General features: G+C 73.3%; 12 protein-coding genes and 1 pseudogene. 8 read left to right on the top strand and 5 right to left on the bottom strand.

The genetic code is table 11. The annotated features are described in order from the left end of the window. Window positions 1–145: 145 nt before the first annotated feature. The 4 genes from ABZ449_RS04855 to ABZ449_RS04840 all read right to left on the bottom strand — a co-directional run bounded on the left by ABZ449_RS04855 (window position 146) and on the right by ABZ449_RS04840 (window position 4,740). Entirely contained in the window at window positions 146–1,327 is a 1,182-nt protein-coding gene (locus ABZ449_RS04855; protein WP_360340229.1) for a serine hydrolase domain-containing protein, read from the bottom strand. Between the two features lie 601 nt (window positions 1,328–1,928). Next, window positions 1,929–2,843 (bottom strand): S8 family serine peptidase, encoded by a 915-nt coding sequence (locus ABZ449_RS04850; RefSeq protein WP_360340226.1) that lies wholly within the window; start codon window positions 2,841–2,843, stop codon window positions 1,929–1,931. Window positions 2,844–3,442: 599 nt separating this feature from the next. Continuing rightward, window positions 3,443–4,480 (bottom strand): hypothetical protein, encoded by a 1,038-nt coding sequence (locus ABZ449_RS04845; protein WP_360340223.1) that lies wholly within the window; start codon window positions 4,478–4,480, stop codon window positions 3,443–3,445. A 29-nt stretch (window positions 4,481–4,509) separates the two neighbouring features. Continuing rightward, window positions 4,510–4,740, bottom strand: coding sequence for a hypothetical protein (locus ABZ449_RS04840; protein WP_360340220.1), 231 nt, complete (start codon window positions 4,738–4,740; stop codon window positions 4,510–4,512). Between the two features lie 284 nt (window positions 4,741–5,024). Here ABZ449_RS04840 and ABZ449_RS04835 point away from each other — a divergent pair, with 284 nt between their 5' ends. The 5 genes and pseudogenes from ABZ449_RS04835 to ABZ449_RS04815 form a co-directional block, all read left to right on the top strand. Next, window positions 5,025–5,309, top strand: coding sequence for a hypothetical protein (locus ABZ449_RS04835; protein ID WP_360340217.1), 285 nt, complete (start codon window positions 5,025–5,027; stop codon window positions 5,307–5,309). 72 nt (window positions 5,310–5,381) lie between these two features. After that, window positions 5,382–6,122, top strand: coding sequence for a (Fe-S)-binding protein (locus ABZ449_RS04830; RefSeq protein ID WP_360340214.1), 741 nt, complete (start codon window positions 5,382–5,384; stop codon window positions 6,120–6,122). Then, window positions 6,119–7,594, top strand: a complete 1,476-nt coding sequence (locus ABZ449_RS04825; protein WP_360340211.1) for a LutB/LldF family L-lactate oxidation iron-sulfur protein — start codon at window positions 6,119–6,121, stop codon at window positions 7,592–7,594. Before ABZ449_RS04830 ends, ABZ449_RS04825 begins: the two co-directional genes overlap by 4 nt. Continuing rightward, the gene (locus tag ABZ449_RS04820) at window positions 7,591–8,244 is read left to right on the top strand and encodes an LUD domain-containing protein (protein ID WP_360340208.1); all 654 of its coding nucleotides are present in this window, start codon (window positions 7,591–7,593) and stop codon (window positions 8,242–8,244) included. Before ABZ449_RS04825 ends, ABZ449_RS04820 begins: the two co-directional genes overlap by 4 nt. Beyond that, window positions 8,241–8,330: pseudogene (locus ABZ449_RS04815) on the top strand (L-rhamnose mutarotase); the annotation flags it as partial. The gene ABZ449_RS04820 and the pseudogene ABZ449_RS04815, both read left to right, overlap by 4 nt. A gap of 104 nt (window positions 8,331–8,434) precedes the next feature. On the opposite strand, the gene ABZ449_RS04810 reads toward ABZ449_RS04815, so the two are convergent. Continuing rightward, entirely contained in the window at window positions 8,435–10,402 is a 1,968-nt protein-coding gene (locus ABZ449_RS04810; RefSeq protein ID WP_360340205.1) for a lamin tail domain-containing protein, read from the bottom strand. Between the two features lie 278 nt (window positions 10,403–10,680). On the opposite strand from ABZ449_RS04810, the gene ABZ449_RS04805 reads away from it, so the two are divergent. From ABZ449_RS04805 to ABZ449_RS04795, 3 genes are all read left to right on the top strand, one after another. Then, window positions 10,681–12,207, top strand: coding sequence for an FMN-binding glutamate synthase family protein (locus tag ABZ449_RS04805; protein ID WP_360340202.1), 1,527 nt, complete (start codon window positions 10,681–10,683; stop codon window positions 12,205–12,207). A 509-nt stretch (window positions 12,208–12,716) separates the two neighbouring features. After that, window positions 12,717–16,955 carry an amino acid adenylation domain-containing protein gene (locus ABZ449_RS04800; RefSeq protein WP_360340199.1) on the top strand — a complete coding sequence of 1,413 codons (4,239 nt, stop codon included), beginning with the start codon at window positions 12,717–12,719 and terminating at the stop codon, window positions 16,953–16,955. Beyond that, window positions 16,955–26,521, top strand: coding sequence for an amino acid adenylation domain-containing protein (locus tag ABZ449_RS04795; protein WP_360340196.1), 9,567 nt, complete (start codon window positions 16,955–16,957; stop codon window positions 26,519–26,521). Before ABZ449_RS04800 ends, ABZ449_RS04795 begins: the two co-directional genes overlap by 1 nt. Window positions 26,522–26,644 lie beyond the last annotated feature (123 nt).

Below are 26,644 nucleotides of genomic sequence, written 5' to 3'. Positions count from 1 at the left end.
GCCGGACGGCGCGCCTACGGCGTCCCGCGCGTTCACGCGGAAATTCGCCGCCGGGGCCGGGAGTGAACCGGAAGAAGGCGGAACGGATCACGCGCGAGCGCGGGATCCTGATTTCCACTCCGAACGCCATCGAGATGCACGTCGGTCAGCCCGAGGCGGCCGGGCCGCAGAGGGCCTTCTCCTCGAAGGCTCGGTAGAGCCGGTTGGACTTGTCGGAGTCGCTCTTGTCGTACTCGTTGTAGGACAGGGCGTACTGGCGGCTGCCGTCCCGGGTGCCGAGCAGGCCGGTCGAGTAGCCGGGGATCTCGCCGGGGTGGCCCCAGAACTGGCCGCAGGAGAGGTCGTAGCGGACCACGCCGAGCCCGTACTCGGCGTGGTCGGGCGCACCGGGGATGGGAACGGTGGTCGTCATCTCGCTGAGCTGGGCCGGGGAGAGCAGGCGGCCGCCGAACAGGGACGCGTGGAAGCGGGCGAGGTCGTCGGTGGTGGAGATCCCCGCGCCGGCCGCGTCAGCGATGGTGGGGGAGAGCCGGGTGACGTCCCCCGGGCCCTCGGGGAACTTGAAGTAGCCGTGCGCGTGCGGGCCGGGGACGGTGGTGGAGTCGGTCGGCAGGGTGGTGTGGCGCAGGCCGAGCGGCTGGATGATCCGCGCCTCGACCTCGTCCCGCCAACTGTGGCCGGTCACCTGCTGGATGAGCATGCCGATGACGACGTAGTTGGTGTTGGAGTAGTGCCAGCCCTGGTTAGGGGGGAAGTACGGGGGTTTGGCGGTGCTGATGGCCAGCAGTCGCTGTGGGGTGTACTCGGTCCAGCGGCCGGTGGCGAGGAACTCCCGGTTGCCCGCTTCGGTGTTGGAGCGAACGTGCGGGTCGTCGAGGTAGTTGTACAACCCGCTGGTGTGATTGAGGAGTTGGCGGATGGTAATGGCTCCGCCGTTCGGGATGGCGCCGGGCAGGTAGTACTCGATCGGGTCGTCGAGCTTGATTCGTCCTTCGTCGACCAGTTGCAGGGTGATGGTCGCCACGAAGGACTTGGTGGTGCTGGCGATGCGGAACCGCCCGTCGGCGCGGGCCGGTTGGCCGGTGGCCAGGTCGGCGGTGCCGACCGCACCACGGAAGACGGTGCGCCCGTGGTCGCGGACCTCGGCAAGCGCGGCGGTGCTGGTGCCGTGCTCGACCAGGGCGTTCAGCTCGGGCCGTAAGTCGAGGGACACGTTTGGCGGGACGGCGGGGGCGGCAATGGCGGCGCTGGGTGCGAGCGCGACGAGGGTGGCCGCGGTGACGACAGCGGCGGCGATTCGGCGGTGGGGGAGGCGAGTTGTGGTCATGGGGGTCACGCTCGCACCGGACGGCAGTGGCGGTCGTCCTCCTGGCGAAGGGGCCGGCCCTCCGTCTTCTGGAGGAGAGCCGGGCCCTTCGGGTCAGGGGTCGGGCGTCACCAGCGGTCGATGTGCATGGTGTCGGCCGCTTTGTGGACGGCGTTGTAGTGGGTGATCGACATGTCGGACTTCTTGAGGCCGGAGGATCAGCCCGGCACACTCGCCCGGTGAGCCACAATGAACAAGCCGGCAGATGGGACGGACCCTGGTACAGGGTCCGCACGGAGCCGAAGCCGCGTCTGTAGGTCACGGCGGTCTCTTCCTGCTCGGAGCGGCAGGTGACCAGGGTGGCGTCGACGTCCAGGACCAGGCCCGGCAGTCCACGCCCTCCGGCGTGCGCTGGAGGCAGGGCACGTCCGGTCTCGTCCGCTTGCACCCAGGCGACCTCGCCCGCTCGGGCCCGGGCTGCCTTGGCCGCGCGCCGGCCGTCGTCGGCAGCCCGCCGCCGACGAGGAAGCCCGAGCCCACCGCCATCGGCGCGGTGGGCTTCGCCCGCCTTTGCCGCGGTGGCCGCGGCTGCCCGGGCCGCCAGTTGGACAACCGTCGGATGTCAGCCCCGCAGGATCTCGTACGCGGCCCAGGCGTCCAGTAGCGGCGGCACCACCGAGCGGCGCACAGATGCGCGGGCGGTGCCGCGGAGCACGGCCGCGCGGACCTCGGACGGGGTGGCCCGCGGGAAGCAGGACAGCAGCAGGGCGAGGGTCCCGACGACGAAGGGGACGGCCACGCTGGTGCCCGAGAGCACGAGCGGGCGCTCGCCGGGGTTGAGCTGCACCACGGCCTGTCCCGGTGCGCCGACACCACGGGCGCCGATCGAGCCGCCGAGGTTGGACAGGTCCATCGGGCGGCGCCGGCCGTCGTACCCGACGACCGGGATGGTCCAGGGGTGCCGGGTCAGCACGGAGCTGCCCAGCCGGCCCTGGTTACCGGTGGCGATGACGGTGAGCACCCCGCGCGCCGCCGCGTGGTCCAGGGCGGCCGTCAGCTCGCGGTGCCCGTTGCCGGACGGCCGCTCGGGCGCGACGCTCAGGTTGAGCACCCGGGCTCCGGCATCGACGGCCTGGACGACGGCGGCGGCCAGCTCCTCGGCCGAGGTGGCCAGCGGGGAGGGACGACCGGTCGGTACGGCAGCCGGGTCGGTGCGGTGGCCGGCGAACACAGGACGGATCAGCAGGGTGCAGTCGGGGCAGATGCCCGGTGACGGCGAGGCGCGGTCGGCGCTCAACACGCCGGCGACGAAGCTGCCGTGCACGCAGGGACCGTCGCCGGCGGTCGCGCAGACCGGCCCGGCTCCGGCCGACCCGCCGGTGGCGTCCGGCCGGCCGGACAGAACGCGTAACCGCCGCCCGGCGAAGGCGGGTTGTCCGACGGCGACCAGGCCGTCGAGCAACCCGACGGCGACCTCCGGCCGTCCGGCACTGCGCGCCATCAGCGGCGCCAGCCCGACCAGGTCGAGCGGCCTCACACGCCCGGGAACGGCGGGCATTGGGCGTAACAGTCGCTCAGACAGTTGCGGCACCTCCAGCCGAAGGGGTCATGCGAGCAGACCGGGAAACAGGCCCCACGGCACTCGGGGATGCAGATCGGGTCGATCGGAGGCCCCGAGCCCCTGCCCGACCATCCGGACGGCACCAGGACGTTCGCACGTGCCGGCCCACCCCGGGACGGTCCCGCACGGTAGTGCCGCCGGCTCCGGTAGACCGCCGCCTCGGCGGTGAAGCCTGGCATCCTCATCGGTACACACCTCGTCTCAGAACGGACCCGCAGTGTCGTTGGGGCCCATGCAGTCAGCAATGCAGGGGGAGTAGCACGCGTGACACTGCTCGCTGCGCGGGTTGTGGCAGAAGTCTCGGCATTCGTTCCGACACAGCCGGATGCACACGCCCGGCATGACGTCGCCACCGGCCGGTCGGTGGGCTCGACCCTGTGCCAGCACGCCCGGCCTCCTCCGTGCCGGGGCGCCGTGCCCCGTCCGGTACCGTCCACCGTCCTGGTAGGTCACCGTGTCCGCGGTGAAACCCGGAATGCTCATCGTCGCTCACCTCATCTCGGCCCGGCGGCCGGTCAGCGGTCGTAGTAGGGCCCCAGCTTCGTCACCACGAAGGGGAACTCCTCGGTGCAGTCGAGCCGCACGAAGAACTTCTCGGTGACGTCGCTGTGGCGGTTCGTGTAGGAGAGCACCACGTCGAGGATCCGGCGGGCGCCGCTCAGCCTCGAGTCGCAGACCTCGACGGCGCTGAGCGCGGAGTTGGCCGCGAACGCCTCCACGGTCTTGTGGTAGATCCCCTGGTACCGAACGGCCAGGTAGTTGAGCGCGCGGTGCTCGTCGGTGTCGCCGGCGTTGTCGCCCAAGTGCAGGATCCGGCTGAGGAGTTCGTAGGAGGCGGACTCGAACTGGTCGTCCGGGATCTGTTCGGGCCGCTCGATCGCGCTGATCAGCTCCGAGCTGTCGAAGGAGTAGAGCTGATCGAAGAAGACCACCGGGAGCGTCAGGCCGTTGCAGAGCGACGGCGGCGCCAACGGCCCTCGCAGGCCGATCACCACGTCCAGGTCCGTCGGACGCGGGTCGGGCCGGACGGCGTCCACCAGCAGCGCGACGTCGGCCGGATCGCGGGGGCGCAGCAGGTAGGTGTCGATGCCTTGGACGTTCAGCACGTAGCACAACTGCCGTGCGAGGTAGCGGTTATCGGGCTGCGAGATGACCGAGTGCACGGTCTGGCGGTCGCTCAGTCCCGCGGCCTCCACCCGGCCGGCGGCCTGTGCCAGCTCCTTCTCGACCCCCAGGCTCGGCAAACGGAAGTCGATCTGGCCGATCGCGTAGACGAAGGTGGGCTGGTCCGATCCCGAACCGGAGGCCGTCGGCTGTCGCCCTTCGGCCGCGCCGGAGCCCGGACCGCCGCACCCGCAGGCCGGGGTGACCGGCGCGGACGCGGGTTCGAGGTGGCCGGGCGGGTCCGACCAGGCTCCGCCGTAGGCGGGGTTCGGTGCCGACTGCCGGCCTTCCGGCGGCGGTTCGGGCACCGGCTGCTCCACTCCCGGTGGCTCCGTCGCTTCCGTCGCGCGGGCCTGCACCGGCTCGCCGAAGTCCTGGTCCTGTTCCATCGCTGGCTCCATCGCTGGTTCCTCGGAGGTCAGTTCCGCTGCCGACGGCTCGGCCCGCCGGACACGACCAGCCGACGGTTCAACGCGGCGGCGCGCCGCTCGCACCCGCCGCAGGGCCGGATGCCCAGTGTCGAGGTGACCCGTTTGACGGCGTCGCCGAGCCCGATGTCCTGGTCCGTGACGAACCCCGGCAGCCGGACCCGCCGCGGCGCACCCCGGGCGGCCTGTTCGCGGCGATCACGCTTCTCGCCCGTCGTCATGTCGGACACTCCTCACCTGGCGCGGGCGCAGGACAGGACCCGCACGCCGAGACCGTTCCGGAGACCGTTTCGGAGACCTGGGACCCGCCGCGCCGCACGAGCGCGCGCACCCACGACGTGCCACATTTCCAGGCTGCCTCCGCGCCGTCGCCCGCGCACCTTGGCGGGCCCGGTGCCGCGGGTCCGGTGCCGTAGCCTGGAAGGCGAGGGGCGCCGGACTGCCGTGGACACGCCGCCGGACCGCAGGGCCCGGGCCCCACGAGGCCGAGACGGGAGGACCCATCATGACCATCCCCGGTTTCCGCGCCGAGGCCGCTGTCCAGCCCGGCACCGGGGCGTACCGGACACTCGGCCGGCCCCGCGCCGCGCTCGCCGACCGCATCGCGCCGATGTTCACGCAGGAGCAGCTCGACCTGATGGAGGAGTGCGAGCGGTACTACAGGATCTGCGAGGAGGGGTGTGACCAACTCAAGGACAACTACTACGCCTGGCAGCCGTGCAACGCCGACTGCCTGCAGTCCTGGAGGATCTGCATGTACCCCGATCCGGATCCGTACTCGCAGTCATAGCTACCAGCAGTCATAGCCGCCGAGCACGGGCTGCTACTCTCCGAGGTCCCGACCCCGGGGGAGGGAGAGTAGATGCGGATCGCCCTGTTCATCACCTGCTTCAACGACACCATGTTCCCCGGCACCGGCCGGGCCGTCGTCACCGTCCTGGAGCGCCTCGGCCACACCGTCGAGTTCCCGCAGGAGCAGACCTGCTGCGGCCAGATGCACTTCAACACCGGCTACCGTCCGGAGGCCGTCCCTCTGGTGACGCGCTTCGCGCGGACCTTCGCCGACTACGACGCCGTCATCACCCCGTCCGCCTCCTGCGCCGGCATGATCCGCGACAACCACGCCGTGCTGGCCGAGCAGTACGGACACGCCCGGTTGCAGGCCGAGGTCGCCGAAGTGGTGCCCCGGGTGTTCGAGTTCACCGAGTTCCTCACCGACGTCCTCGGGGTGACGGACGTCGGCGCCCGCTTCCCGCACAAGGTCGCCTACCATCCCACCTGCCATTCCCTGCGCGGACTGCGGCTCGGCGACCGCCCGCAGCGACTGCTGCGCGCCGTCAGGGACCTCGACCTGATCGACCTCCCGGCCGCCGACTCCTGCTGCGGCTTCGGCGGAACCTTCGCCGTCAAGAACGCCGAGACGTCCGCCGCCATGCTCGCCGACAAGATGCGAGGCGTCCTGGACAGCGGCGCCGACGTGCTGTGCGCCGCCGACAACTCCTGCCTGCTGCACATCGGCGGCGGACTGTCCCGCGAGGGCAAGGGCGTACGGACCATGCACCTGGCCGAGATCCTGGCGGCGGAGGAAGGGAATCCGCGATGAGCGGGAGTGCGATGGACGACCGCGGCGTCGTGTTCCTGGGCAGCCCCGCCTTCCCGGACGCCGCCCGCGAGGCGCTGAAGGACACCCAGCTGCGGGCCAACCTGAAGCGGGCCACCGGCACCATCCGCGACAAGCGCCTCGCCGTCTCCTCGGAGCTGGACGACTGGGAGGCGCTGCGCGCGGCGGGTGCGGCGATCAAGAAGCGCACCGCGCGCCATCTCGACCGCTACCTGGTGCAGTTGGAGGAGTCCGTCACCGCGGCGGGCGGCACCGTCCACTGGGCGTCGGACGCGGCCGAGGCGAACCGGATCGTCACCGAGCTGGTCCGGGCCACCGGGGAACGGGAGGTGGTCAAGGTCAAGTCCATGGCCACCCAGGAGATCGGCCTCAACGAGCACCTCGCCGAGGCCGGGATCACCGCCTACGAGACCGATCTCGCCGAGCTGATCGTGCAGTTGGGCGACGACCGGCCCTCCCACATCCTCGTCCCCGCGATCCATAGGAACCGCACCGAGATCCGCGACATCTTCGCCGCCCGGATGGGGGAGTGGGGTCAGCCCGCCCCCGAGGGGCTGGGCGACGACCCGGCCGAACTCGCCGAGGCGGCACGTCGTCACCTGCGGGAGAAGTTCCTCCGCGCGAAGGTCGCCGTCTCCGGTGCCAACTTCGCGGTCGCGGACACCGGCACGGTCGTCGTGGTCGAATCCGAGGGCAACGGCCGGATGTGCCTCACCCTGCCCGAGACCCTGATCACCGTGATGGGCATCGAAAAGGTCGTCCCCACGTGGACGGACCTGGAGGTGTTCCTGCAGCTGTTGCCGCGCTCCTCCACCGGTGAGCGGATGAACCCGTACACCTCCACGTGGGCGGGGACGACGGAAGGCGACGGGCCGCAGACGTTCCACCTCGTCCTGCTCGACAACGGGCGCACCGACACCCTGGCCGACACCGTCGGCCGCCAGGCCCTCGCCTGCATCCGCTGCTCGGCCTGCCTCAACGTCTGCCCCGTCTTCGAGCGCACCGGCGGCCACGCGTACGGCTCGGTCTACCCCGGGCCGATCGGGGCCGTGCTCACCCCGCAGCTGGTGGGGGTGGAGAAGGCGGCCTCGCTGCCGTTCGCCTCCACCCTCTGCGGGGCCTGCTACGACGCCTGCCCCGTGAAGATCGACATTCCCGAAGTCCTCGCCCACCTGCGGGCCGAGGTGGTCGAGGCCAAGAGGGCCGCCAAACGCCTGCCCACCGCCGAGGCTGCGGCGATGAAGGCCGCCGCCACCGTCCTCGACTCCCCGCGGCTCCTCGCCGCCGCCCAGAAGGCGGCCGCGCTGGGCGGCCGGGCCCTCGCCCGGAAGGGGCGGATCGGACGGCTGCCCGGCCCGCTGCACGGCTGGTCCGACACCCGCGACACCCCCGCACCGCCCGCTCAGTCCTTCCGGAGCTGGTGGCGCGAGAACAAGGAGGAGAAGGAGCGATGAGCAGCCGCGAAGCGATCCTCGGCCGCATCCGCGCCGCCCTCACCGACGTCCCGCGCGGTGAGACCCCCGAGGACGTACCAGTTCCGAGGACCTACCGTCGCGGCCACGTCGAACCGGGCGTCGACGTCGTCGCCCTGTTCGACGAACGCGTCGCCGACTACCGGGCCACCGTCACCCGCACCGACCCGGCCGGACTGCCCGCCGCCATCGCCGCCGCCCTCACCGCGCGCGGCGTACGGCAGTTGGCGCTGCCCGACGGCTTTCCCGTCGAGCTGCTGCCGCCCGGCGACTGGGAATGGCACCCCGAACCCCTGGACATCCCCCAACTCGATGCACTGGAGGGGACGATCACCCTCGCCGCCGCCGGCATCGCCGTCACCGGGACCATCGTCCTGGACACCGGCCCCGGCCAGGGCCGCCGCGCCCTCACCCTCGTCCCCGACTACCACCTGTGCGTCGTCCGCGCCGAGCAGATCGCCGACGACGTCCCCGACGCGCTCGCCCGTCTCGACCCCAGCCGGCCGCTGACCTTCATCTCCGGCCCGTCCGCCACCAGCGACATCGAACTCAACCGGGTCGAAGGCGTCCACGGCCCCCGCACCCTCGACGTCGTCATCGTCGACACCGCCCGCTCGGAGCACCACGTGTGAGGGTGGCCGTGCACACCCGCGTCCGAGCGGACCGGATCGAGGAATTCGAGGCTGCCCACCGCGCCGTGCAGGACGAGTCGACAGCGGTCTCCGCCCGTTCGGCACGCCGGCACGCCCGGGCATCGCAGACGCCGGCCGGAGGCGGCCCCCCGGGTGGGAGCCGCCTCCGGCCGGCGGAGGGGTCAGGGGGTCAGCAGGGGAAGGTGCCGCTGTAGAGGGAGTGCCCGTAGGAGGTGGTGCCGGTGCCGAAGCCGTAGATGCCGTCGTCGCTCCAGACGGCTTCGCGGAAGCCGTTGAGGCAGGTCGAGGGCGGGGCGAGGGCGAAGCCCTCCAGGTTGTCGACGGGCATGACGGCGGGGTTGGTGTAGGTCACGTCCGGGACGATGGCGCCCGCGGTGTTGACCTTCAGGAAGGTGTGGGTCTCGCCGCAGGTGTTGTCGCAGGTGGCGATGATGCGCTGGGTTCCGGCGTCGTAGGTCACGTCCATCACGGAGGTCTTGCCGGTCGCGATGGTGCCGAAGGTGGTGAAGGTGCCGTCGGAGTTCAGGCCGTAGACGTGCAGCGTGCCGTCCCATTCCAGGCCGGCGAAGTACAGGCCCGAGCCGTGCAGCGGGTAGTTCGCCGGGTTGTAGGGGGCGCCGGTGAGCGGGTCGATCCAGCCGTTCGCGGTCAGCCAGCTGTCGGGTACGTAGCCGACGCCCTCGAAGCCCAGGTTGGCGTCGTCCTTGCTGCCGGTGTCGAGCTGGGGGAACTGCGAGGTCATGTCCCACTGGTGGATCGGGGTGAGGGTCGATCCGGTCGCGGCCGGGTCGAACTCCATGATGGTGTCCTTGGGGGCCGTGTTGTTGGTGTTGTCGCGCTCGGAGGTCACGTAGATGTGGCCGTTGCCGCCGACCGTCAGGCCCTCGGAGTCGGGCTGGCCGGTGCCGCCGGCGAAGCGGATCTGCTTGCCGGTGGCGCTCCACGACGGGTCCGGGATCCACTTGCCGTTGCTCTTGACCAGCTTGAACAGCCAGTTCTTGTTCTTGGCCGCCCACAGCACCGACGGGTTCGCCGGGTCGAACGCGAGGCCGCTGAGGTCGCGGCCTTCCGGGCCGGTGGACGTGGTGAACGCGCAGACGTTGTCGGCGATGGTGACGTCCAGCCCGCCCGGCCAGGCCAGGGTTCCGGCCGGGGTGGAGCCGGTGCCGCTGGGTGCCTCGGGTGTGCAGCCGCTGGTGAGCGCGCCTCCGCCGCCGAGCAGGTGGCCGGTCTGGCCGCCACCGCCGGTGCCGGAGCAGGAGTTCGCGGCGCCGGGCGTCGCGGTCGTGGAGGTCCGGAACCAGCCGGTGCCGTTGGCGCAGCGTTCGTCGGAGGGCTTGGCGCCGTCGGTGGCCCAGGTCACCGAGTCGATGGTGTTGCCGTTGCCGTCGAGGAGGAAGACCGAGTCGTTGTCCCCCAGTCCGAGGGCGGAGTCGAACGTGAGGTAGCCGCCCGCGGGGATGCTGGTCGCGCTGGGTGAGGAGGACGAGATCGAGACCGGGGCGTGGGTGGTGTCGCCGTCGACGTACTTCCACGACGCGATGCTGACGGCGCTCGTTCCGCCGTTGTACAGCTCGACGGTGTCCGTGCCGTTCGAGGTGACCTCGTTGATGCGCACGCGGCTCGCCACGGGCGTCGACGAGGGGCAGCCGGAGGCGTTCGGGGCGCCGAAGGTGGCGGCGGTGGTCGTGGTCACCCACGCCCCGGTGCCGTCCCCGCCGCAGCGCGCGATGGCGGGCTTGGCCCCGCCGGTGGCCCAGTCGACGCGGTCGACCACGGTGCCGTCGGAGGTGTAGATGACCAGTTTGTCCGCGTCACCGAGCCCCTTGGGCGAGTTGAAGGTGACGAAGCCGCCGGCCGGGATGGTGGTGGAGGACGGGCTGAACGCCTGCGGCGAGAAGCCGCCGTCGGACATCTTCCAGCCGCTGATGCTCACTGCGGTCGAGCCGGTGTTGTACAGCTCCACCGTGTCGTTGTTGGACGAGGTGACCTCGTTGATCCGGATGTTCTGGTAGCCGGCCGGGTCCGCGGCGGCCGCGGGCTGCGCGGCGAGGATTCCGGTGGCGACCAGTCCTGAGAACGTCAGGGCGACGGCGCACGCGGAGGCGACGCCGGTGCGGGAGTGTGAGGTAGTCACGAGGCCGAACTCTGATGACACAACGTTGAAACGGGGTGGACTCCGGCTGAATGGCGTCTGCTGGCCACCGGAACGCCAGGCGTACGGCGGCACCGGGCCCCTGGGCGCGGGGCCGTCCGGGTGCCCTCTTAACATCGTTTGGCATTCTTCGACGGAGCCGCTGCCCGCTTGGCCGTGACCCCGCCGTGCCACACCCGTCCCACATCCCGTCCCGCACCACGTACGACACGACGGCCCCACCGCCCGGCGGCGGAGCCGTCCACCGAGGAGGAACGTCCATGCAAGCCCGGAAGATCGGCGCGGCCGCCGCGACAGCGGTGGCCCTCCTGGCGGCCCGCGACCTCGTGCAGAAGAGGCACGCGCTGCTCCGGAACTTCCCGGTGGTCGGGCACGCCCGGTACCTGTTGGAGAGGATCGGGCCGGAGCTGCGGCAGTACATCGTGACCTCCAACGAGGAGGAGCGCCCGTTCAGCCGTGACCAGCGTTCGTGGATCTACGCCTCGGCGAAGGAGGAGAACAACTACTTCGGGTTCGGCACCGAGGTCGACGTCGAGCACGTGCAGGGGCACGCCTACCTGAAGCAGCGCACGTTCGCCGGCGCGCTGCCCGACGCCCACGACCCGCAGGCTCCGCTGCCCTCGGCCAAGGTGCTGGGCGGTCCTCGCGGGCGCGCCAAGGCGTTCCGGCCGGCCAGCGTGGTGAACGTCTCGGCGATGAGCTTCGGCTCGCTCTCCGGTGCGGCGATCACGGCGCTCAACAAGGGGGCGGCGCTGGCGGGTGCGATGCACAACACGGGCGAGGGCGGCCTCTCGCCGTACCACCGCAACGGCGGTGACCTCGTCCTCCAGCTCGGCACGGCGTACTTCGGCTGCCGCAACGAGGACGGCAGTTTCAACCTCGACAAGCTCAAGGAGGTGGTCGCCGGCGCGCCGGTCAGGGCGATAGAGATCAAGCTCTCCCAGGGCGCCAAGCCGGGGCTGGGCGGGATGCTCCCGGGCGCGAAGGTGACGCCCGAGATCGCCGGGATCCGCGGCATCCCGGTCGGCGAGGACTGTGCCTCGCCGTCGCGGCACACCGCGTTCGGCGACGTCGACTCGATGCTCGACTTCGTCGAGCTGCTCGCCACCGAGACCGGTCTGCCGGTCGGGGTCAAGAGCGCGGTGGGGGAGGCGGGCTTCTGGCAGGAGCTGGCCACGCTGATGGCGCGCGGTGACCGCGGGGTCGACTTCGTGACGATCGACGGCGGGGAGGGCGGCACCGGGGCGGCGCCGCGGATGTTCGCCGACTCGGTGTCGCTGCCGTTCCGGATGGGCTTCTCCCGGGTCTACGGCACCTTCGCGGAGCTGGGGCTGACCGACGACCTGACCTTCATCGGTTCCGGCAAGCTCGGCCTGCCCGAGAACGCGGCCGTCGCCTTCGCCCTGGGCGTCGACATGATCAACGTGGCGCGTGAGGCGATGCTGTCGATCGGCTGCATCCAGGCGCAGAAGTGCCACACCGACAAGTGCCCCACCGGCATCGCCACTCAGAACCCGTGGCTGGCCCGTGGCGTCGACCCGGTCTCGAAGGCCGACCGGGCGGCCTCCTACCTGCGCACCCTGCGCAAGGAGCTGATGAAGGTCTCGGCGGCCGTCGGGGCCGCCCACCCGGGGCTCATCACGGCCGACGACTTCGAGATCATGAACGGCGACTACGAGGCCCGCACCCTGGCCGGTGTCTACGGCTACAAGGACGGCTGGGGCGAGCTCGGCCCGCACCTCGCGCAGGAGATCACGGCGCTCCTCACCGGCAGGCCGGCCGTCTGAGTACGCGTCGAGTACGCGTCGAGTACGCGTCGAGATCGGGTCGGGTGATCGGCTGACCACCCGTTCCCGAGGCCGTCGTCGAGGCGGCGGGCCGCTGTGGTCCCGAGGGGACCGCGCGGTTCGACCGCCTCGCCGACGCGGCGGGCGACGGCCGGCCCGGGGGCGTCGGAGCGCAGTCCGGAGACGAATGGATGGACGGGAGAAGAAGATCCAGGCTCTTGCCCCGACCGAATTAGTCATCTTAACTATGCATTCGTAGACGTTGATCCACTGCACATCGTCATCGTCGGCTTCACCGGCACCTCTGTGTGCTGCCCTGGTTCGCCCATGCCCCAAGAGGATGCTGACTTCCCGTCACCTGTGAAGGTCCACGCGCGGTCGAAGCGATCCGATCGGGGTGTCGATCCAGGCGATCAGGTCCGTCCCACCGGGGTCGTCGGCCGCTGCCCTCACGCACCGCCGTCGCGCCGTCGACCCCTGCACTGACCCGCCCCAGGAAAGGTCTGGCCTTGTCGGAGACGCAGGAGACGCAGGAGACCCACGGGACCCACGGCACCATCACCGGCCAGGCGGATGCGCGTCCCGCGCGGGAGGCCGAGTCCCCGGAGCAGGTCGGGGGCGGGCTCCCGGAGCCGACGTCAGGGCAGGAGCGGCTCTGGGTGCTGTCACAACCGGACGGTGCCGACGGGGCGGCGTACAACGAGACCCTGGCCTTCACCCTGCGCGGAACGCTGGACCGGGCGGTGCTCGCCCGTGCGCTCGACGCGTTGGTCTCCCGGCACGAGGTGCTGCGCACCCGGCTGGTCGCCACCGCGGGCGGTGTGCGCCAGCTGATCGGTCCGCCCGGCTCCGGCTACACCCTCGTGACGGACGACCTGACCGGGCTCCCGGACGCCGGGGCGCGCGTCACCGACCTCCAACGCGCGGAGGCCGACACGCCCTTCGACCTGGGCCGCGGCCCGCTGGCGCGCGGCCGACTGATCGTCCTGGACGAGCGGCACCACGTCCTGCTGCTGACCCTGCACCACGCGGTCTTCGACGGCTGGTCGATGGAGGTGATGCTGCGCGAAATCGGCACGCTGTACACGGTCTTCCGTGACGGCGCGGACTCCCCGCTGACGCCGCTGTCCCTGCAGTACGCCGACTACAGCCGCTGGCAGCGGGAGTGGTCGGCCGGCGACGAACCGGTGGTGCAGGCCGCGTACTGGAGGGAAGCCCTCGCGGGCGCGCCGTCCCTGCTCGAACTGCCCACCGACCGCCCCCGCCCGCCGGAGCAGGACCACCGCGGCGGCCGGGTGGCGGTCTCCATCGACAGGGAGCTCGGCGCCGCCCTCAAGTCGCTCGCGCGGCAGCAGGGCGGAACCCTGTTCACGGCCGTCCTGGCCGGCTGGTCCGTGGTGCTTTCACGGCTGACGGGGCAGACCGACATCGTCGTCGGCGTCCCGGCGTCGAACCGCCGCCGCGGCGCCTTCGCCGACCTGATCGGATTCTTCGTCAACTCCCTGGCCGTGCGGGTCGACCTGGCGGACTCGCCGACCGGCTCGGCCGTGCTGAAGCAGGCGCGCGGTGCGCTGCGGGCCGCCCTGAAGCACCAGGACCTGCCGTTCGAGCAGGTGGTGGAGCTGGTCAACCCGCCGCGCAGCACCGCCCACACACCGCTGTTCCAGACCATGCTCGCCTGGCAGCCCTCCCGGAACGGCCTGCTGGACCTGCCCGGGATCGACGTCGAGCCGCTCGGGATCCCCTACGCCGGGGCCAAGTTCGACCTGGCCCTGTCGCTGGCGGAGGAGGACGACGGCCGGATGGCCGGGCACCTGGACTACGCCGTCGCGCTGTTCGACCACCCGACGGCCGAGCGCTACGCGGGCTACCTGCGCCGGGTGCTGACCCAGCTGGTCGACCGGCCCGACCTGGGCGTGGACGACCTGGAGCTGATGGACGAGGAGGAGCGTCGCCGGGTGCTGTCGGAGTGGAGCGGCGCCGACCGCGCCCACCGGCACGACCGTGCCGAGCGTGCCGACCAGGACGACCTCACCGGCCAGGACGACCGTACCGGCCAGGACGACCGCGCCGACGAGCCGGCAGGGCCCGCCCCCGCCACCCCCGCAGGGCTGGTCGAGCGCTTCCAGACCCAGGTCCGGACCCGCCCCAGCGGCCCGGCCCTGGTCCTGGAGGGGGAACGGCTCGACTACGCCGAGCTCGACCGCCGCGCCAACCGGCTGGCGCACGCGCTGATCGCCCGCGGCGTCGGCCCGGACCAGGTCGTCGGCCTGCACTCCGGGCGCTCGACCGAACTGGTGGTGGGAGTCCTCGGCATCCTCAAGGCGGGCGCCGCCTACCTGCCGCTGGACCCGGGGCAGCCGGTCGAGCGGCTGGCCGCGATGGTCGAGAGCGCGATGCCGGCCCTGGTGCTGAGCGACGCCGACGTCCCGCCCGCGGGCTGGCTGCCGGTGCGGGCGGTCGCCGCCGAGGCGGAGCGCGAGGACGCACCGGGGATCACCGTCGGGCCGTCGCAGCTCGCCTACGTCATCCACACCTCCGGCTCCACCGGCCGCCCCAAGGGCGTGGCGGTGACCCACGGCAGCGTCCTCAACCTCTTCGACACCTGGCAGGCGCGGTTCGCGGCCACCCCCGGTGAGGCGGCCTCCGCCTGGTCGAGCATCGGATTCGACGCCTCGATCCACGAGCTGCTGCTGCCGCTCACCACCGGCGCCGTCCTGCACCTGGTCCCCGACGAGCTGCGCGGCGACCCGGAGGAACTGCTGGGCTGGATGCGCGAGCACCGCGTCGTGCAGGCCTTCCTGCCGCCGTCCTACGTCAAGTGGATCGGCGAGGACGCGGCGGCGCGCCTGGCCGGGCTGGCGCTCCGTCAGCTGCTCACCGGGGTGGAGCCCATCCCGGAGCTCACGCTGCACCGCGTCGAAAAGGCGCTGCCCGGCCTGCACGTCTGCTACGGCTACGGGCCCACCGAGGCCACCCTGTACAGCACCGCCTACACCGACCCGCAGCCGCTGGACCGGCCGTGCCCGATCGGCCGCCCGCTGGACAACACCCGCCTGCACCTGCTCGACCGGCGGCTGCGTCCGGTGCCGACCGGGGTGACCGGCGAGGTCTACCTCGGCGGGGCGAGCCTGGCCCGGGGCTACCTGCACCGTCCGGACCTGACCGCCGAGCGCTTCGTCGACGACCCCTTCGTGCCCGGCGAACGCCTGTACCGCACCGGTGACCTGGCCCGTTGGCTCCCGGACGGCAACGCCCAGTACCTCGGCCGCGGCGACGACCAGGTCAAGCTGCGCGGCTTCCGGATCGAGCCGGGGGAGGTCGAGGCCGCGCTGCTGGCCCTTCCCGGCGTGCGGGAGGCGGCGGTGCTGGCCGACCGCGACGCCACGGGCGAGCTGCGCCTGGTGGCGGGCCTGGGCCGGGGCGACGCCCAGCCGTGCCCGGCACACGAGTGGCGTGCCGCCCTGGCGCCCCGGCTGCCGGACTACATGATCCCCGCCGTCTTCGTGGAACTGCCGCACCTGCCGCTCAACCGCAGCGGCAAGCTGGACCGCGCCGCGCTGCTGGACACGGCCCGCTCCGCGACCCGTACGCGGGTCAACACGGCGAGCCCGCGGGACCACGTGGAGATGGCGCTGCACACCATCTGGCGACGGGTGCTGCTCCACCCCGGCATCGGGATATCCGACAACTTCTTCGATCTGGGCGGCACCTCGATATCCGCCATCAAGGTGGCCGTGGCCGTCCGCGAGGAGTTCGGCGAGACCCTGCCGATCCGCGACCTCGTACAGAACCCGACCATCGAGGCGCTGGCCGAACGGCTCCGGGCGGGGGCGTCGGGCGCACCGGACGGCAATCTGGTCGAGTTCCGCAGGGGGGACGGACGGCAGCGGGTGGTCTGCGTCCACCCGGCGGGTGGCACCGCCTTCTGCTACCTGTCGCTGGCCGCGGCGCTGCCGGAGCGGGTCGGCGTCCTCGGGGTGCAGTCGCCGGGGATCAACCCCGGGGAGACGCCGCTGGCCACGGTCGAGGCCATGGCCGAGCACTACCTGTCGCTGGTCGACCCCCGGCCGGAGGAGACGCTGGTGCTGTGCGGGCTCTCCTACGGCGGCCTGGTCGCCCACGAGATGGGGCGCCGACTGGCCCTGGCCGGGCACACCCGGCTCAGCGTGGTGCTGCTCGACACCCACGGGACCGAGGACACGGAACAGCTCGCCTCGATCGAGCCCGTGCCGATGGACGACTTCCGCGACAAGCTCATCAGGTTCAACGGGATGTACCCGGGGATCGAGGACGAGCAGGTCGACCGGTACTTCCGCATCTACAACCACAACCGGATGACCGCCCGGGACTACCGGGCGCCGTCCTCACCGGCCCGGCTGGTGCTGGTCGAGGCCGCCGGGGACGGCACCGGCGAGGGGCCGGGGGAAGAGGAGGAGCGGCAGGCGCGGGAGGTGCGCGCGTTCTGGCAGCGGCGCGCCGGCGGCGGCCTGCTGGTCGAGCCGGTCGCCGGCGGCCACTGGGACCTGCTGGAGAGCGGGGCGGTGCCCCGGATCGCGGAGCTGATCGCGGCCGAACTGGACCGCTTCCCGGACTCCCCGCCGTTGTCGCCGTCGCCGTCGCCGTCGCCGGCTGCGCCCGTGCCCGTGCCCGGACAGCCGTCCGAGGCGTCCGCTGGGTACGGCGCGTCCGGTGCCGCTGCTGCGTCCGGCGCCTCTGCCGCGTCCGCCTCCGTCGTGGAGGCCTGATGCGTGCCGAGAGCGCCCTCCCCGTCACGTCCTCGGCCACCGGCCTCGCGCGGGCCGTGCACGAGCAGGCCCTGCGCACCCCCCGAGCCGTCGCGCTGGTCGACGGCGCCGTCCGGCTGGACTACACGGCCCTCGACACCGCCGCCGCCGCGGTGGCCCACGGGCTGCGCCGTGCCGGTGTCCGCCCCGGTCAGGCGGTGGCCGTCTGCCTGCCGCGGTCCTGGCAGCTGGTCTGCGTCATGCTGGGCGTGCTGCGGCTCGGCGCCCTGGTCGTCCCGCTGGACGCGCAGAGCCCGCCGGAACGCCGGCGCCACATCCTGACGGACTCGTCCAGCGTGGCACTGGTCCACGGCGGTACGGCACCTGACGACCTGCCGGGACGGGTGCGCCCGCTGGAGGCGGCGGCGCTGCTCGCGGCCCCACCTGGCGACCCGGAAGCGGTCCTCGGCGGGGCACCGGTCTCCTTCCTCTTCTACACCTCGGGCACCACGGGCCGCCCCAAGGGCGTCGAGGTCCGGGACGCCGGAATCCTGCGGCTGGCGCGCCCGGGGTACATCCGCATCGAGGAGGGAGCCCGCTACGCCTGCCTGGCCAATCCGGCGTTCGACGCCCTCAGCTTCGAGGTCTGGGTGCCGCTGCTGACCGGCGGCTGCTGCGTCGTCCTCGGTGACGAGGACGTCCAGACCCCGCACCGGCTGGCCGCCGCCCTGCTGCGGGAGCGCATCGACACGGCCTTCGTCACGGTGGCCCTGTTCAACGCGGTGGTGGACACGGAGCCGTCCTGTTTCGCCGGGGTCGGACAGCTGCTGGTCGGCGGCGAGCAGCTCAACGCCCGGCTGATCCGCCGCTGGTACCGGCACAACGCGGAGGCCCCCACCCGCCTGCACAACGTCTACGGCCCCACCGAGGCCACCACCTTCGCCCTGTGCCACCCGATCCCGCGCGACTTCGACGGGGACCTGGTCCCGATCGGCCGGGTGCTGCCGCAGACCGGGGCCGTGCTGGTGGTCCCGGACGGCGACCGGGCCGCGGCGCCCGGGGAGGTGGCCGAACTCCACCTGTCCGGCGCCGGGCTCGCGGCCGGCTACCGCAACCTGCCCGAGGAGACGGAGCGCCGGTTCGTCCGGCTGCCCTGGTACGACGACGGCCGCACGACGCACTACCGCACCGGCGACCTGGTGCGCGCCGACGCCGACGGCCTGATCGAGTACGTCGGACGGGCCGACCGCCAGGTGAAGGTCCGGGGCTTCCGGATCGAACCCGGCGAGCTGGAGCGGCAGATCGTCACGCACCCGGCGGTGCGGCAGGCGTACGTCTGCACCCGCAGGGTCGGGGAGCACGGCCCGAACGAGCTGCTGGCGTACGTCGTGCTCGGGGAGGACGTCCCGTTCGAGGAGTTCGACCGCCATCTGGCGGCCGGACTGCCGGGGTACATGAGGCCCCATCACATCCACCTCGTGGACGCGCTCCCGCTGAACGCCAACGGCAAGGTCGACCAGGCGGCCCTGCTGCGCCGCAACGATCCGCCCTGGCGCCGTCCGGAGGGTGACCGTCCGGGTGCCACGGTCGCCACCGCGCGGCAGCGTGAGGTGCTCGCCCTGGCCGCCGAGGTGCTCGGGGTGCCGGACCTGCGGCTGGACGACCGCTGGATCGCCTCCGGCGGCGACTCGCTCAAGGCGCTGCGGCTGCGCTTCGAGGCGCGTCGGCGCTGGGGCTGCGAACTGCCCCAGGCCCGCGTGCTGACCGGGGACGTGGCCGGGATCGCCCGGGCCGTGGCGGAAGCCGGATCCGCCGCCGACTCGCCGTACCCGGTGCCTCCCGCTCCCACCCGGGCACGCTCGGCGTCCGCCACCAGCGAGCAGCAGCGCCTGTGGCTGCTGCAGCAGCGGGCGCCGCGCTCCCGGGCCTATGCGGTGGAGCTGGCCTTCCGCCTGGAAGGCGCCGTCGACACCGATGCGTTGCGTGCTTCCCTGCGGGGCCTGGTGCGGCGCCACGCGGCGCTGCGCACCGCCTTCGCGGCCGCGCCCGAGGGCCTGCGCCAGCTGGTCGGGGACCCGTACGACCCGTGGACCGAACCCGGCCCGGAGGCGGTGGGCCCAGGCGTCGCTGTCGAAGGCGCCGTCGTCGGCGCTGTCGACAGCGACGGCGAGAATGGCGCGCGCGCCGAGGCGGAACGTTTCTTCGCCGTGCCGTTCGACCTGGCACGCCCCCGGATGCTGCGCGCCCGCTGGCTGCCGCAGGACGGCGGAGGGGAGTTGCTGCTCCATCTGCACCACATCGCGGTCGACGGCTGGTCGCTCAACGTCCTGCTGGAGGACCTGTCCTCCGGCTACCGGCACGCGCACGACGGCGCCGCCGACGAGGCCTCGCGGCGGACGGACACCGCCCCGGTGCCCACCCCGCTGGACTACGCCGCCTGGCAGAGCGACTGGTTCGCCAGCCCCGCCTACCTGGCCCAGCGGGCCGAACTGCGGGCCCACTACGACCGGTCGGACGAGGCGGCGGACCACGACCCCGGCGGCCCGTCCGGTGCCGTGCCCTTCCCGGCGGCCCGCCTGCTGCACACCTCGCTGGACGTCGTTCGGCGCGCCGCCGTGGACCGGATCTGCGCCGAACTGGGCATCACCCGCTTCGAGTTGCTGCTCGGTGTCTTCGCCTGGAGCCTGTACGGGGTGACCGGCGGGACCAGGCCGCGGATCGCCGCTCCGGTGGCCAACCGGCCGGTCCAGGAGTTCGAGGGCAGCGTCGGCATGTTCGCCAACACCGTGCTGCTGCCGCAGGCCGTCGCGCCCCGCGAGGATCTGCGCGGCCAGCTGCTGCGCCTGAGTGCCGGAGCCCGGCAGGTGCTGGACCGTCAGGAGGTCGCGCTGGCCGACGTCCTGGCCGATCGGGAGCCGGCCGGCGGCCACTCCCCGTTCGACTACCTGTTCGTCCTGGAGAACACCGACTTCGGTGCCCTGGCCCTGCCCGGCTGCGCCTCCCGCCCGCTGTGGTGGGCGCCGGCCGAGGCCAAGTGCCCGATGACGCTGTCCGTGGTCGAGCACGCGGGCGGTCTCGACTGCCTGTGGGAGTACGCCGACGACCGCTTCGACGCCGACGAGGTGGCGGCGATGGCGGGCCTGTTCCGGCGGGGTCTGGACCTGCTCGCCGACGGCGGGACGGCGACCCCGGTCGAGCTCGTGGCACCCTACCGCCGCGGACTGCCGCAACCCGGTCGCGGCGCCTCGACCGTGCCGACCTGGACGACGGTGGCCGAGGGCTTCGCCCGGCAGGTCGCCCGCACGCCCGACGCCCCGGCCCTGGTGTCCGACGGCCGGTCGGTGAGCTACGCCGAACTCGACGCCCACGCGGCGGCGCTCGCCGCCGAGCTGCGGGCCCGCCACCGCGTGCCGGAGCGGGACGACGATCCGTGCTGCGTCGCGCTGCACCTGGGACCGTCGGTCGAGCACGTGGTGGCGCTGCTGGCGCTGGCCCGGCTCAACGTGACCATCGTGCCGGTCGACCCGTCCTACCCACCGGCCCTGCGCCGGCAGGTGCTGGACCAGGTGGAGCCGCTGTGCGTGCTGCTGCCCCCGGGCGGTGACCCGGAGTTCGACGCCGTCGACCCGGGCCGCCTCGCGCGCCACCCGGTGGTGCTGTCACCCGCCGCCCCGGCGCCCGTACCCGCCGCCGCCCCGGCGCACAGCGGCGCCCGACCGCTCTACACCCTCTTCACCTCGGGCTCCACCGGCGTCCCCAAGGGCGTGCAGGTCTCCGACCGCACCCTGGCCAACCTGCTGCAGTGGCAGGCGGAGTCGGGAGGACTGGCGGGTCCGGCGGTCACCCAGCAGTTCTCCATGCTCTCCTTCGACGTGTCCTTCCAGGAGGTCTTCGGGACGCTCTGCGCCGGCGGCCGCCTGCACCTGGTCCGGCCCGGCTGGCGGCAGGACGCGCCCGCGCTGCTGGAGCAGCTGGAGACGGCCGGTGTGGAGCGCGTGTTCATGCCCTACGTGGCACTCCAGCTCCTCGCCGAGCACGCGGTCCACCTGGGCCGCTACCCCTCGCGGCTGCGGGAGGTGGTCACCGCCGGCGAGCAACTGGTGTGCACCGAGGCGATCCGTCGCTGGTTCGCGGGCCTGCCGGGCGCGCGGCTGTTCAACCACTACGGCCCGACCGAGACGCACGTGGTGAGCAGCCTCTGCCTGGACGGCGATCCGACCGGGTGGCCGGAGCGTCCCGCCATCGGCCGGCCGGTGGCCAACGCGGTGCTCACGGTGGTCGACGAGGCCGACGAGGCCGTTCCCCCCGGCCGCGCCGGCACCCTGCTGATCGGCGGCACCATGGTGGCGCGCTGCTACCTGGGAGACCGGGCGCTCAACGACGCGCGCTTCGTCGACCTGCCCGGCCTCGGCCTGTGCTACCGCAGCGGCGACCGCGCCCGCTTCGACCACCAGGGCCGGCTGCACTTCCTGGGCCGGGACGACGACCAGATCAAGCTGAGCGGACACCGGCTGGAACTGGGACAGGTCGAGGCGGCCCTGCTGCGGCACCCGGAGGTCGTCAACGCGGTGGTGGTCCGCGACGGTGAGGAGCTGGTGGCCTGCCTGCAGTGCCGTGGCGAGGCGCCCACGGCCGAGGACCTCAGCGCGCATCTGGCGCCGCTCCTGCCCGGCCACGTCCGGATCGCCCGCTTCCGGGTGGTGGGGGAGCTGCCCAGGACCCCGAGCGGCAAGCTGGACCGCCGGGGCGCGCTGCGCTCCGCCGGGCGGGACCTGCGCGGGCCGACGGCTTCGCGCACCGGCCTGTCGGCGCGCGAAGCCCTGCTGACCGAGGTGTTCGAGGAGGTCACCGGCCTGGCGATCGACCCGGGGCAGACCTTCTTCGACGCCGGAGCCTCCAGCCTGGGCCTGATGCGATTCCAGCTCCGCTGCACCACCGAGGCGGACTTGCGCTTCACCGTCGCCGACCTGTTCGAGCACGTCACCGTACGGGCACTGGCCGGCTTCCTGGACCGGTCGGCGACGGCCACGGAGGAACGGGCCCCACACGTCGCCACCGCTGCCGAACCGGCCGAAGCCGCCGGTCTGATCGCGTCGGACGGCCCGATGGCGCTGGACGAGCCGATCGCGGTCGTCGGCATGGCGGTACGGCTGCCCGGCGCCTCCGATCTCGCCGCGTTCTGGCGGATGGTCACCACGGGCGGTACCGGCATCGAGCACTTCGACGCCGCCGACGGCCTGGTCGGGGCGCGCAGCCAGCTGGACGGCCCACTGGAGTTCGACCCGGACCACTTCGGCATCAGCCGGCAGGAGGCCCGGCTGATGGACCCCCAGCAACGGCACCTGCTGATGAGCTGTGTCGAGGCACTGGCACACGCCGGGATCGCCGACCCGTCGCGTCTTCGCGTCGGCCTGGTCGCCGGAGCCGGTGAGAGCACCTACTTCCAGTCCATGCTCCGCGAGGCCGACCCCGAACGCCTGCCCGACGGCTTCCAGTTGGCCCTGCACCACGACAAGGACTTCCTCGCCACCAAGGCGGCCTACCACCTGGGGCTGACCGGCCCCGCCTTCACCACCCAGGCGGCCTGCGCCAGTTCGCTGGTGGCCGTCCACGTCGCCGCCGGGATGCTGCGCCAGGGCGATGCCGAGGTGATGCTGGCGGGCGGAGTCCTGGTCGACCCGACCCTCACCGGTGGATACCGCTACCAGCCGCAGCACATCTTCTCCGTGGACGGCCGCTGCCGGCCCTTCAGCGACGACGCCGGCGGCACCATCGGCGCGAGCGGCGTCGGCATGGTGGTGCTCAAGCCGCTCCGGCTGGCGCGACGCGACGGCGACACCGTCTACGCCCTGATCACCGGCACGGCCTTGAACAACGACGGCTCCGACAAGCTGAGTTACAGCGCCCCCTCGCTCGCCGGGCAACGCGAGGTGATCCGCGCCGCCCTGCGCCGCAGCGGTCGCATCGGCGCCGACCTCGGCTACATCGAGGCCCATGGCACCGCCACCCGGCTCGGCGACCCGGTCGAGGTCGGCGCGCTGCGCCAGGCCTACGACCTGGACCGGTCCGGGCACTGCGCGCTGACCTCGGTCAAGAGCCAGATAGGACACCTGGGCGCGGCGGCCGGCGTGGTCGGGCTGGTCCGGGCCGCGCTCGCCGTCCACCACGGCGTGATCCCGCCCAACATCGGCTTCCGCGCCCTCAATCCGCAGCTCGGCGCCGACCCCACGCCCTTCTACATCCCCACCGAGGCCCGGCCCTGGCCCGCGGACCGGGAGCGGATCGCGGCGGTGAGCAGCTTCGGGATCGGCGGCACCAACGCCCACGCGGTCCTGGAGGCCGACCGGTCGACCCCCGGGACGACGGGCGGAGCGGTTCCGGCCGGCGGAACGGGACTGACGGGCGGCGCGGGACCGACGGCGGGCGAAGCGGCACCGGGCACCGACCGGCCGGGACCGGACACCTCCGTGCCGCCCTGCCTGCTGCTGTCCAGCAGCAGCGAAGCGGGCCTGCGCGCCGACGCCGCCCGGATCGCGGACTACCTGGAGGCCCGGCCCGCCGCCTATCCGCAGGTGCTGCGCCACCTCCAGGCGGGCCGTCCCGCTCGTCGCCGACGGCTGGCGGCGGTCTGCCCCGACGCATCCGCCGCCGTGGCCTGGCTGCGCGGCGCGGGCCGGATCACGGACGCGGGAGCGGGGGAGGCCCGTACCGGGGCTCCGGTCCCGAGCGAAGGTCTCACCGCCGAGCAGGCGGCCGCGGCCTGGCTGTCCGGCGAGCGGATCGACTGGCCCGCCGGCCCGGCCCAGGCCCCGTGGGACTTCCCGCCGCCCGCCTTCGAGCTGGCGGAATTCGACTTCCCACGCGCCACGGCGGCCCCGGCCCCTGCCCCGGAGTCGGCCCCTGCCCCGGAGCCGGTCCCGGTTCCGGCCGGGCCGGCCGCCGCCGAGGTCCCGCGGCGCCTTCCGGAGGACGCCTGGCTGCACCAGCCGCACTGGGCCCGGCTGCGCCGAGCGGGCTCGGTGGTCGGTGCGCGCACCTCCCGGCTGCTGGTGCTGCTCACGGACGGACCGGCGCCCCCGGAGGCGGTCCGCGCCTTCGAGGCCGCCTACGCCCGGGTGGTGCGGGTGCGCGGCGGCGAGGCGTTCGCCCGGCGGGGCGACGACGTCTACGAGGTCGACCCGGCCGATCCCGCCTCGCTCGGTCGGCTCCTCGACGCGCTGGCGGGTACGGGTGCGGGCGAGCACGGCATCGACTGGTTGCACGCGCTGCCGCTGGGGATCGGCGGCCCGGTCGGCCGGGACAGCTTGGCCCGGGCCCGCTGGGCCTGTCTGGACACGCCGGCCGCGCTGGTGCGGGCCATGGCCGAGGCCGATGGGCCACTCCGGCTGAGGCCGTGGTGGCTGTCGTACCGGGCGAGGCCGGTGGACGGCCCGGTGGGGCGGCCGGAGGCGGGGCTGCTGGCGGGTGCCGTCGAGGTGGCACCCCAGGAGGGAGCCGAGGCGGGGCGCTGGGTCGACCTTCCCGGCGCGGAGCCCGCCCACTGGGCCGCACCGCTGGCGGCGCTGCTGGCCGAGGCCGACGCCGCGACCGCGGCGGACGCGCCCGCCCTCCCGCGCCGGCTGGCCCTGCGCCGCGGCCACTGGTGGGAGCAGGTCACGCTGCCGGTGTCCGCGGCCGGCCCGGGCCCCGTCGGGCTGCCCGACCGGGGCGTGCACCTGGTCCTGGGCGGCACCGGAGGGATCGGCCGCGGCATCGCCGCCTGGCTGCTGGAGAACGGCGCCGCCCGGGTCCTGCTGCTGGCCAGGAGCCCGCGGCTGCCGGAGGAACTGACGCCCTGGGCCGACCGGGTCGAGCTGGTCGAAGCCGATCTCGCCGAGTCGGCGCCCGAGGAGGTCATGGCCCTTGTCGGCCGTCGCACCGACCGTCTCGACGGTGTGATCCACGCCGTCGGGGTGGCGAGCGGCGCCCTGATCGCCCGGCGCGACGCCGGGGCGGCGGCGCGTGCTTCCGCTGCCAAGCTGCACGGCGCCCTGCTGGTCGAGCAGGTGATCGAGCGCTACCGGCCGTCGGTGGCGGTCTACTGCTCGTCGATGTCGGCGGAGCTCGGCGGCGTCGGCCAGTTCGACTACGCGGCCGCCAACAGCCTGCTCGACGGCTTCGCCCAGTACCGGTCCGGCGACGCCGAGACCACGGTGCGGCTCGGCGTGAACTGGGACGTGTGGAGCGAGACCGGCATGGCGCTGCGCGCGCCGCGGGCCGACGCACGCCACCGGGCACACCTGTCGGTCGGGCTGACGGTGGCCGAGGGCAAGCGGGTGTTCGCGCGGGCCATGGGACTGCAGCTGCCGCAGGTGCTGGTCTCCACCACGGACCTCCACGCATCCCGTGTGTTCTACTCGGCGCTCCCCGGCGCCCGGGCCCTCGTGTCGTCGGCTCCTGCCGTGGCCGCTGGGCCCGCCGGTCCCGCCTTGCCTGTCGTGCCTGTCGTGCCTGTCGTGCCCGGCGGGACCGGCGGGACCGTGCCGGTGTCCGTCGGAGGCACCGTGGAGACCGACGCGGCAGACGGGAGTGCGGCCGCCCTGCTCCACGACTGGCTGTGCGACTGGCTGGACCTCGACCACATCGATCCCGCCGCCCCGCTCTACGACCTGGGCGTCGACTCGCTCACCCTGCTCGACCTGATCGGCGTGGTGAAACGTCACTTCGATGTGGAGCTGGAACTGACGCGGTTCAGCCATCGGGTCTCCCTCGCCGAGATCCTGACCCGGCTCTCCGAGGCGACGTCCGCGACGGCCGTCGGTACGGAGGGGGTGGTAGTGGAGACCTGGCAGCAGGGCACCGGACCCGACGTGCTCTGCCTGGTGCACCCGGTCGGCGGCGACATCCAGGCCTACCGGTCCCTGGTGTCGGCCCTGGGCCCCCGGCTGACCGTCTGTCTGATCGCCGATCCCGCGCTGGAACGGCCCGGGACCGCGGACTGGACGCTGGCCGAGCGGGCACGCCGCTACGCCGCGGCCCTGCGAGCGCATCTCGCGGACGACACCCGGCGGCTGCACCTGGCCGGTTGGTCCTTCGGCGCCTGGGCGGTGATGGGGATGGCCGCGGAGGCGGAGGCGATCGGCCGGCCGGTGCACGGCGTCCACCTGATCGATCCGCCGCCGCCAGGCTCCGGCCCGCTCTTCCAGGAGTACGACGACACCCAGCTCCAGGCGGTGTTCGCGCACGAGCTCGGCCAGGGCGGGTCCGGGTCGGGCGGTCCCGTGGCCCACGGCTACGCCGAACGCCTGGTCCGGTGCTGCCGGGCCAACCTGCGGAGCATGGCCGAGTACCGGATGCCGCTGCTGAGCGCCACGCCCAGCCAGCTGTGGCTGGCCGAGCGGCCGGTGGCGGGCCTGCCCTCGCCGGGGTCACCGGAGCGGCAGCGGGAGCGGTGGCGCCCGTACCTCCCGGAACCCAGCACCTGGCACCGGCTCGACACGACGCACTACGGCATCGTCCGCCCGCCCCATGTGCAGGCGGTGGCGGCGGCGATCGCCGCGGCGTCCGAGGACCCGCCGGGGGAGCGCGCCGACCGCCCCCGGAGGTGATCCCGCGCCGCCCCCGTCCACGCCGCCCCCGCCCGGTCCGACCCAGCCCTTCGGCCGCCCGCACCGACGCCCCGTCCGACCCAGTCCCTCGGCCGTCCTGCACCGACGCCACGTCCGACCTCC

The organism is Kitasatospora sp. NPDC005856 (assembly GCF_040629945.1).
GTDB lineage: Bacteria > Actinomycetota > Actinomycetes > Streptomycetales > Streptomycetaceae > Kitasatospora.
This window is presented reverse-complemented; position numbering and strand designations above follow the sequence as displayed.

What these genes read in the sequence shown, in the direction of transcription:
- ABZ449_RS04855 (WP_360340229.1), bottom strand. Translation starts at nt 1,327, where the DNA reads ATGACCACAACTCGCCTCCCCCACCGCCGAATCGCCGCCGCTGTCGTC.
- ABZ449_RS04845 (WP_360340223.1), bottom strand. Translation starts at nt 4,480, where the DNA reads ATGGAACAGGACCAGGACTTCGGCGAGCCGGTGCAGGCCCGCGCGACG.
- ABZ449_RS04840 (WP_360340220.1), bottom strand. Translation starts at nt 4,740, where the DNA reads ATGACGACGGGCGAGAAGCGTGATCGCCGCGAACAGGCCGCCCGGGGT.
- ABZ449_RS04835 (WP_360340217.1), top strand. Translation starts at nt 5,025, where the DNA reads ATGACCATCCCCGGTTTCCGCGCCGAGGCCGCTGTCCAGCCCGGCACC.
- ABZ449_RS04830 (WP_360340214.1), top strand. Translation starts at nt 5,382, where the DNA reads ATGCGGATCGCCCTGTTCATCACCTGCTTCAACGACACCATGTTCCCC.
- ABZ449_RS04825 (WP_360340211.1), top strand. Translation starts at nt 6,119, where the DNA reads ATGAGCGGGAGTGCGATGGACGACCGCGGCGTCGTGTTCCTGGGCAGC.
- ABZ449_RS04820 (WP_360340208.1), top strand. Translation starts at nt 7,591, where the DNA reads ATGAGCAGCCGCGAAGCGATCCTCGGCCGCATCCGCGCCGCCCTCACC.
- ABZ449_RS04805 (WP_360340202.1), top strand. Translation starts at nt 10,681, where the DNA reads ATGCAAGCCCGGAAGATCGGCGCGGCCGCCGCGACAGCGGTGGCCCTC.
- ABZ449_RS04795 (WP_360340196.1), top strand. Translation starts at nt 16,955, where the DNA reads ATGCGTGCCGAGAGCGCCCTCCCCGTCACGTCCTCGGCCACCGGCCTC.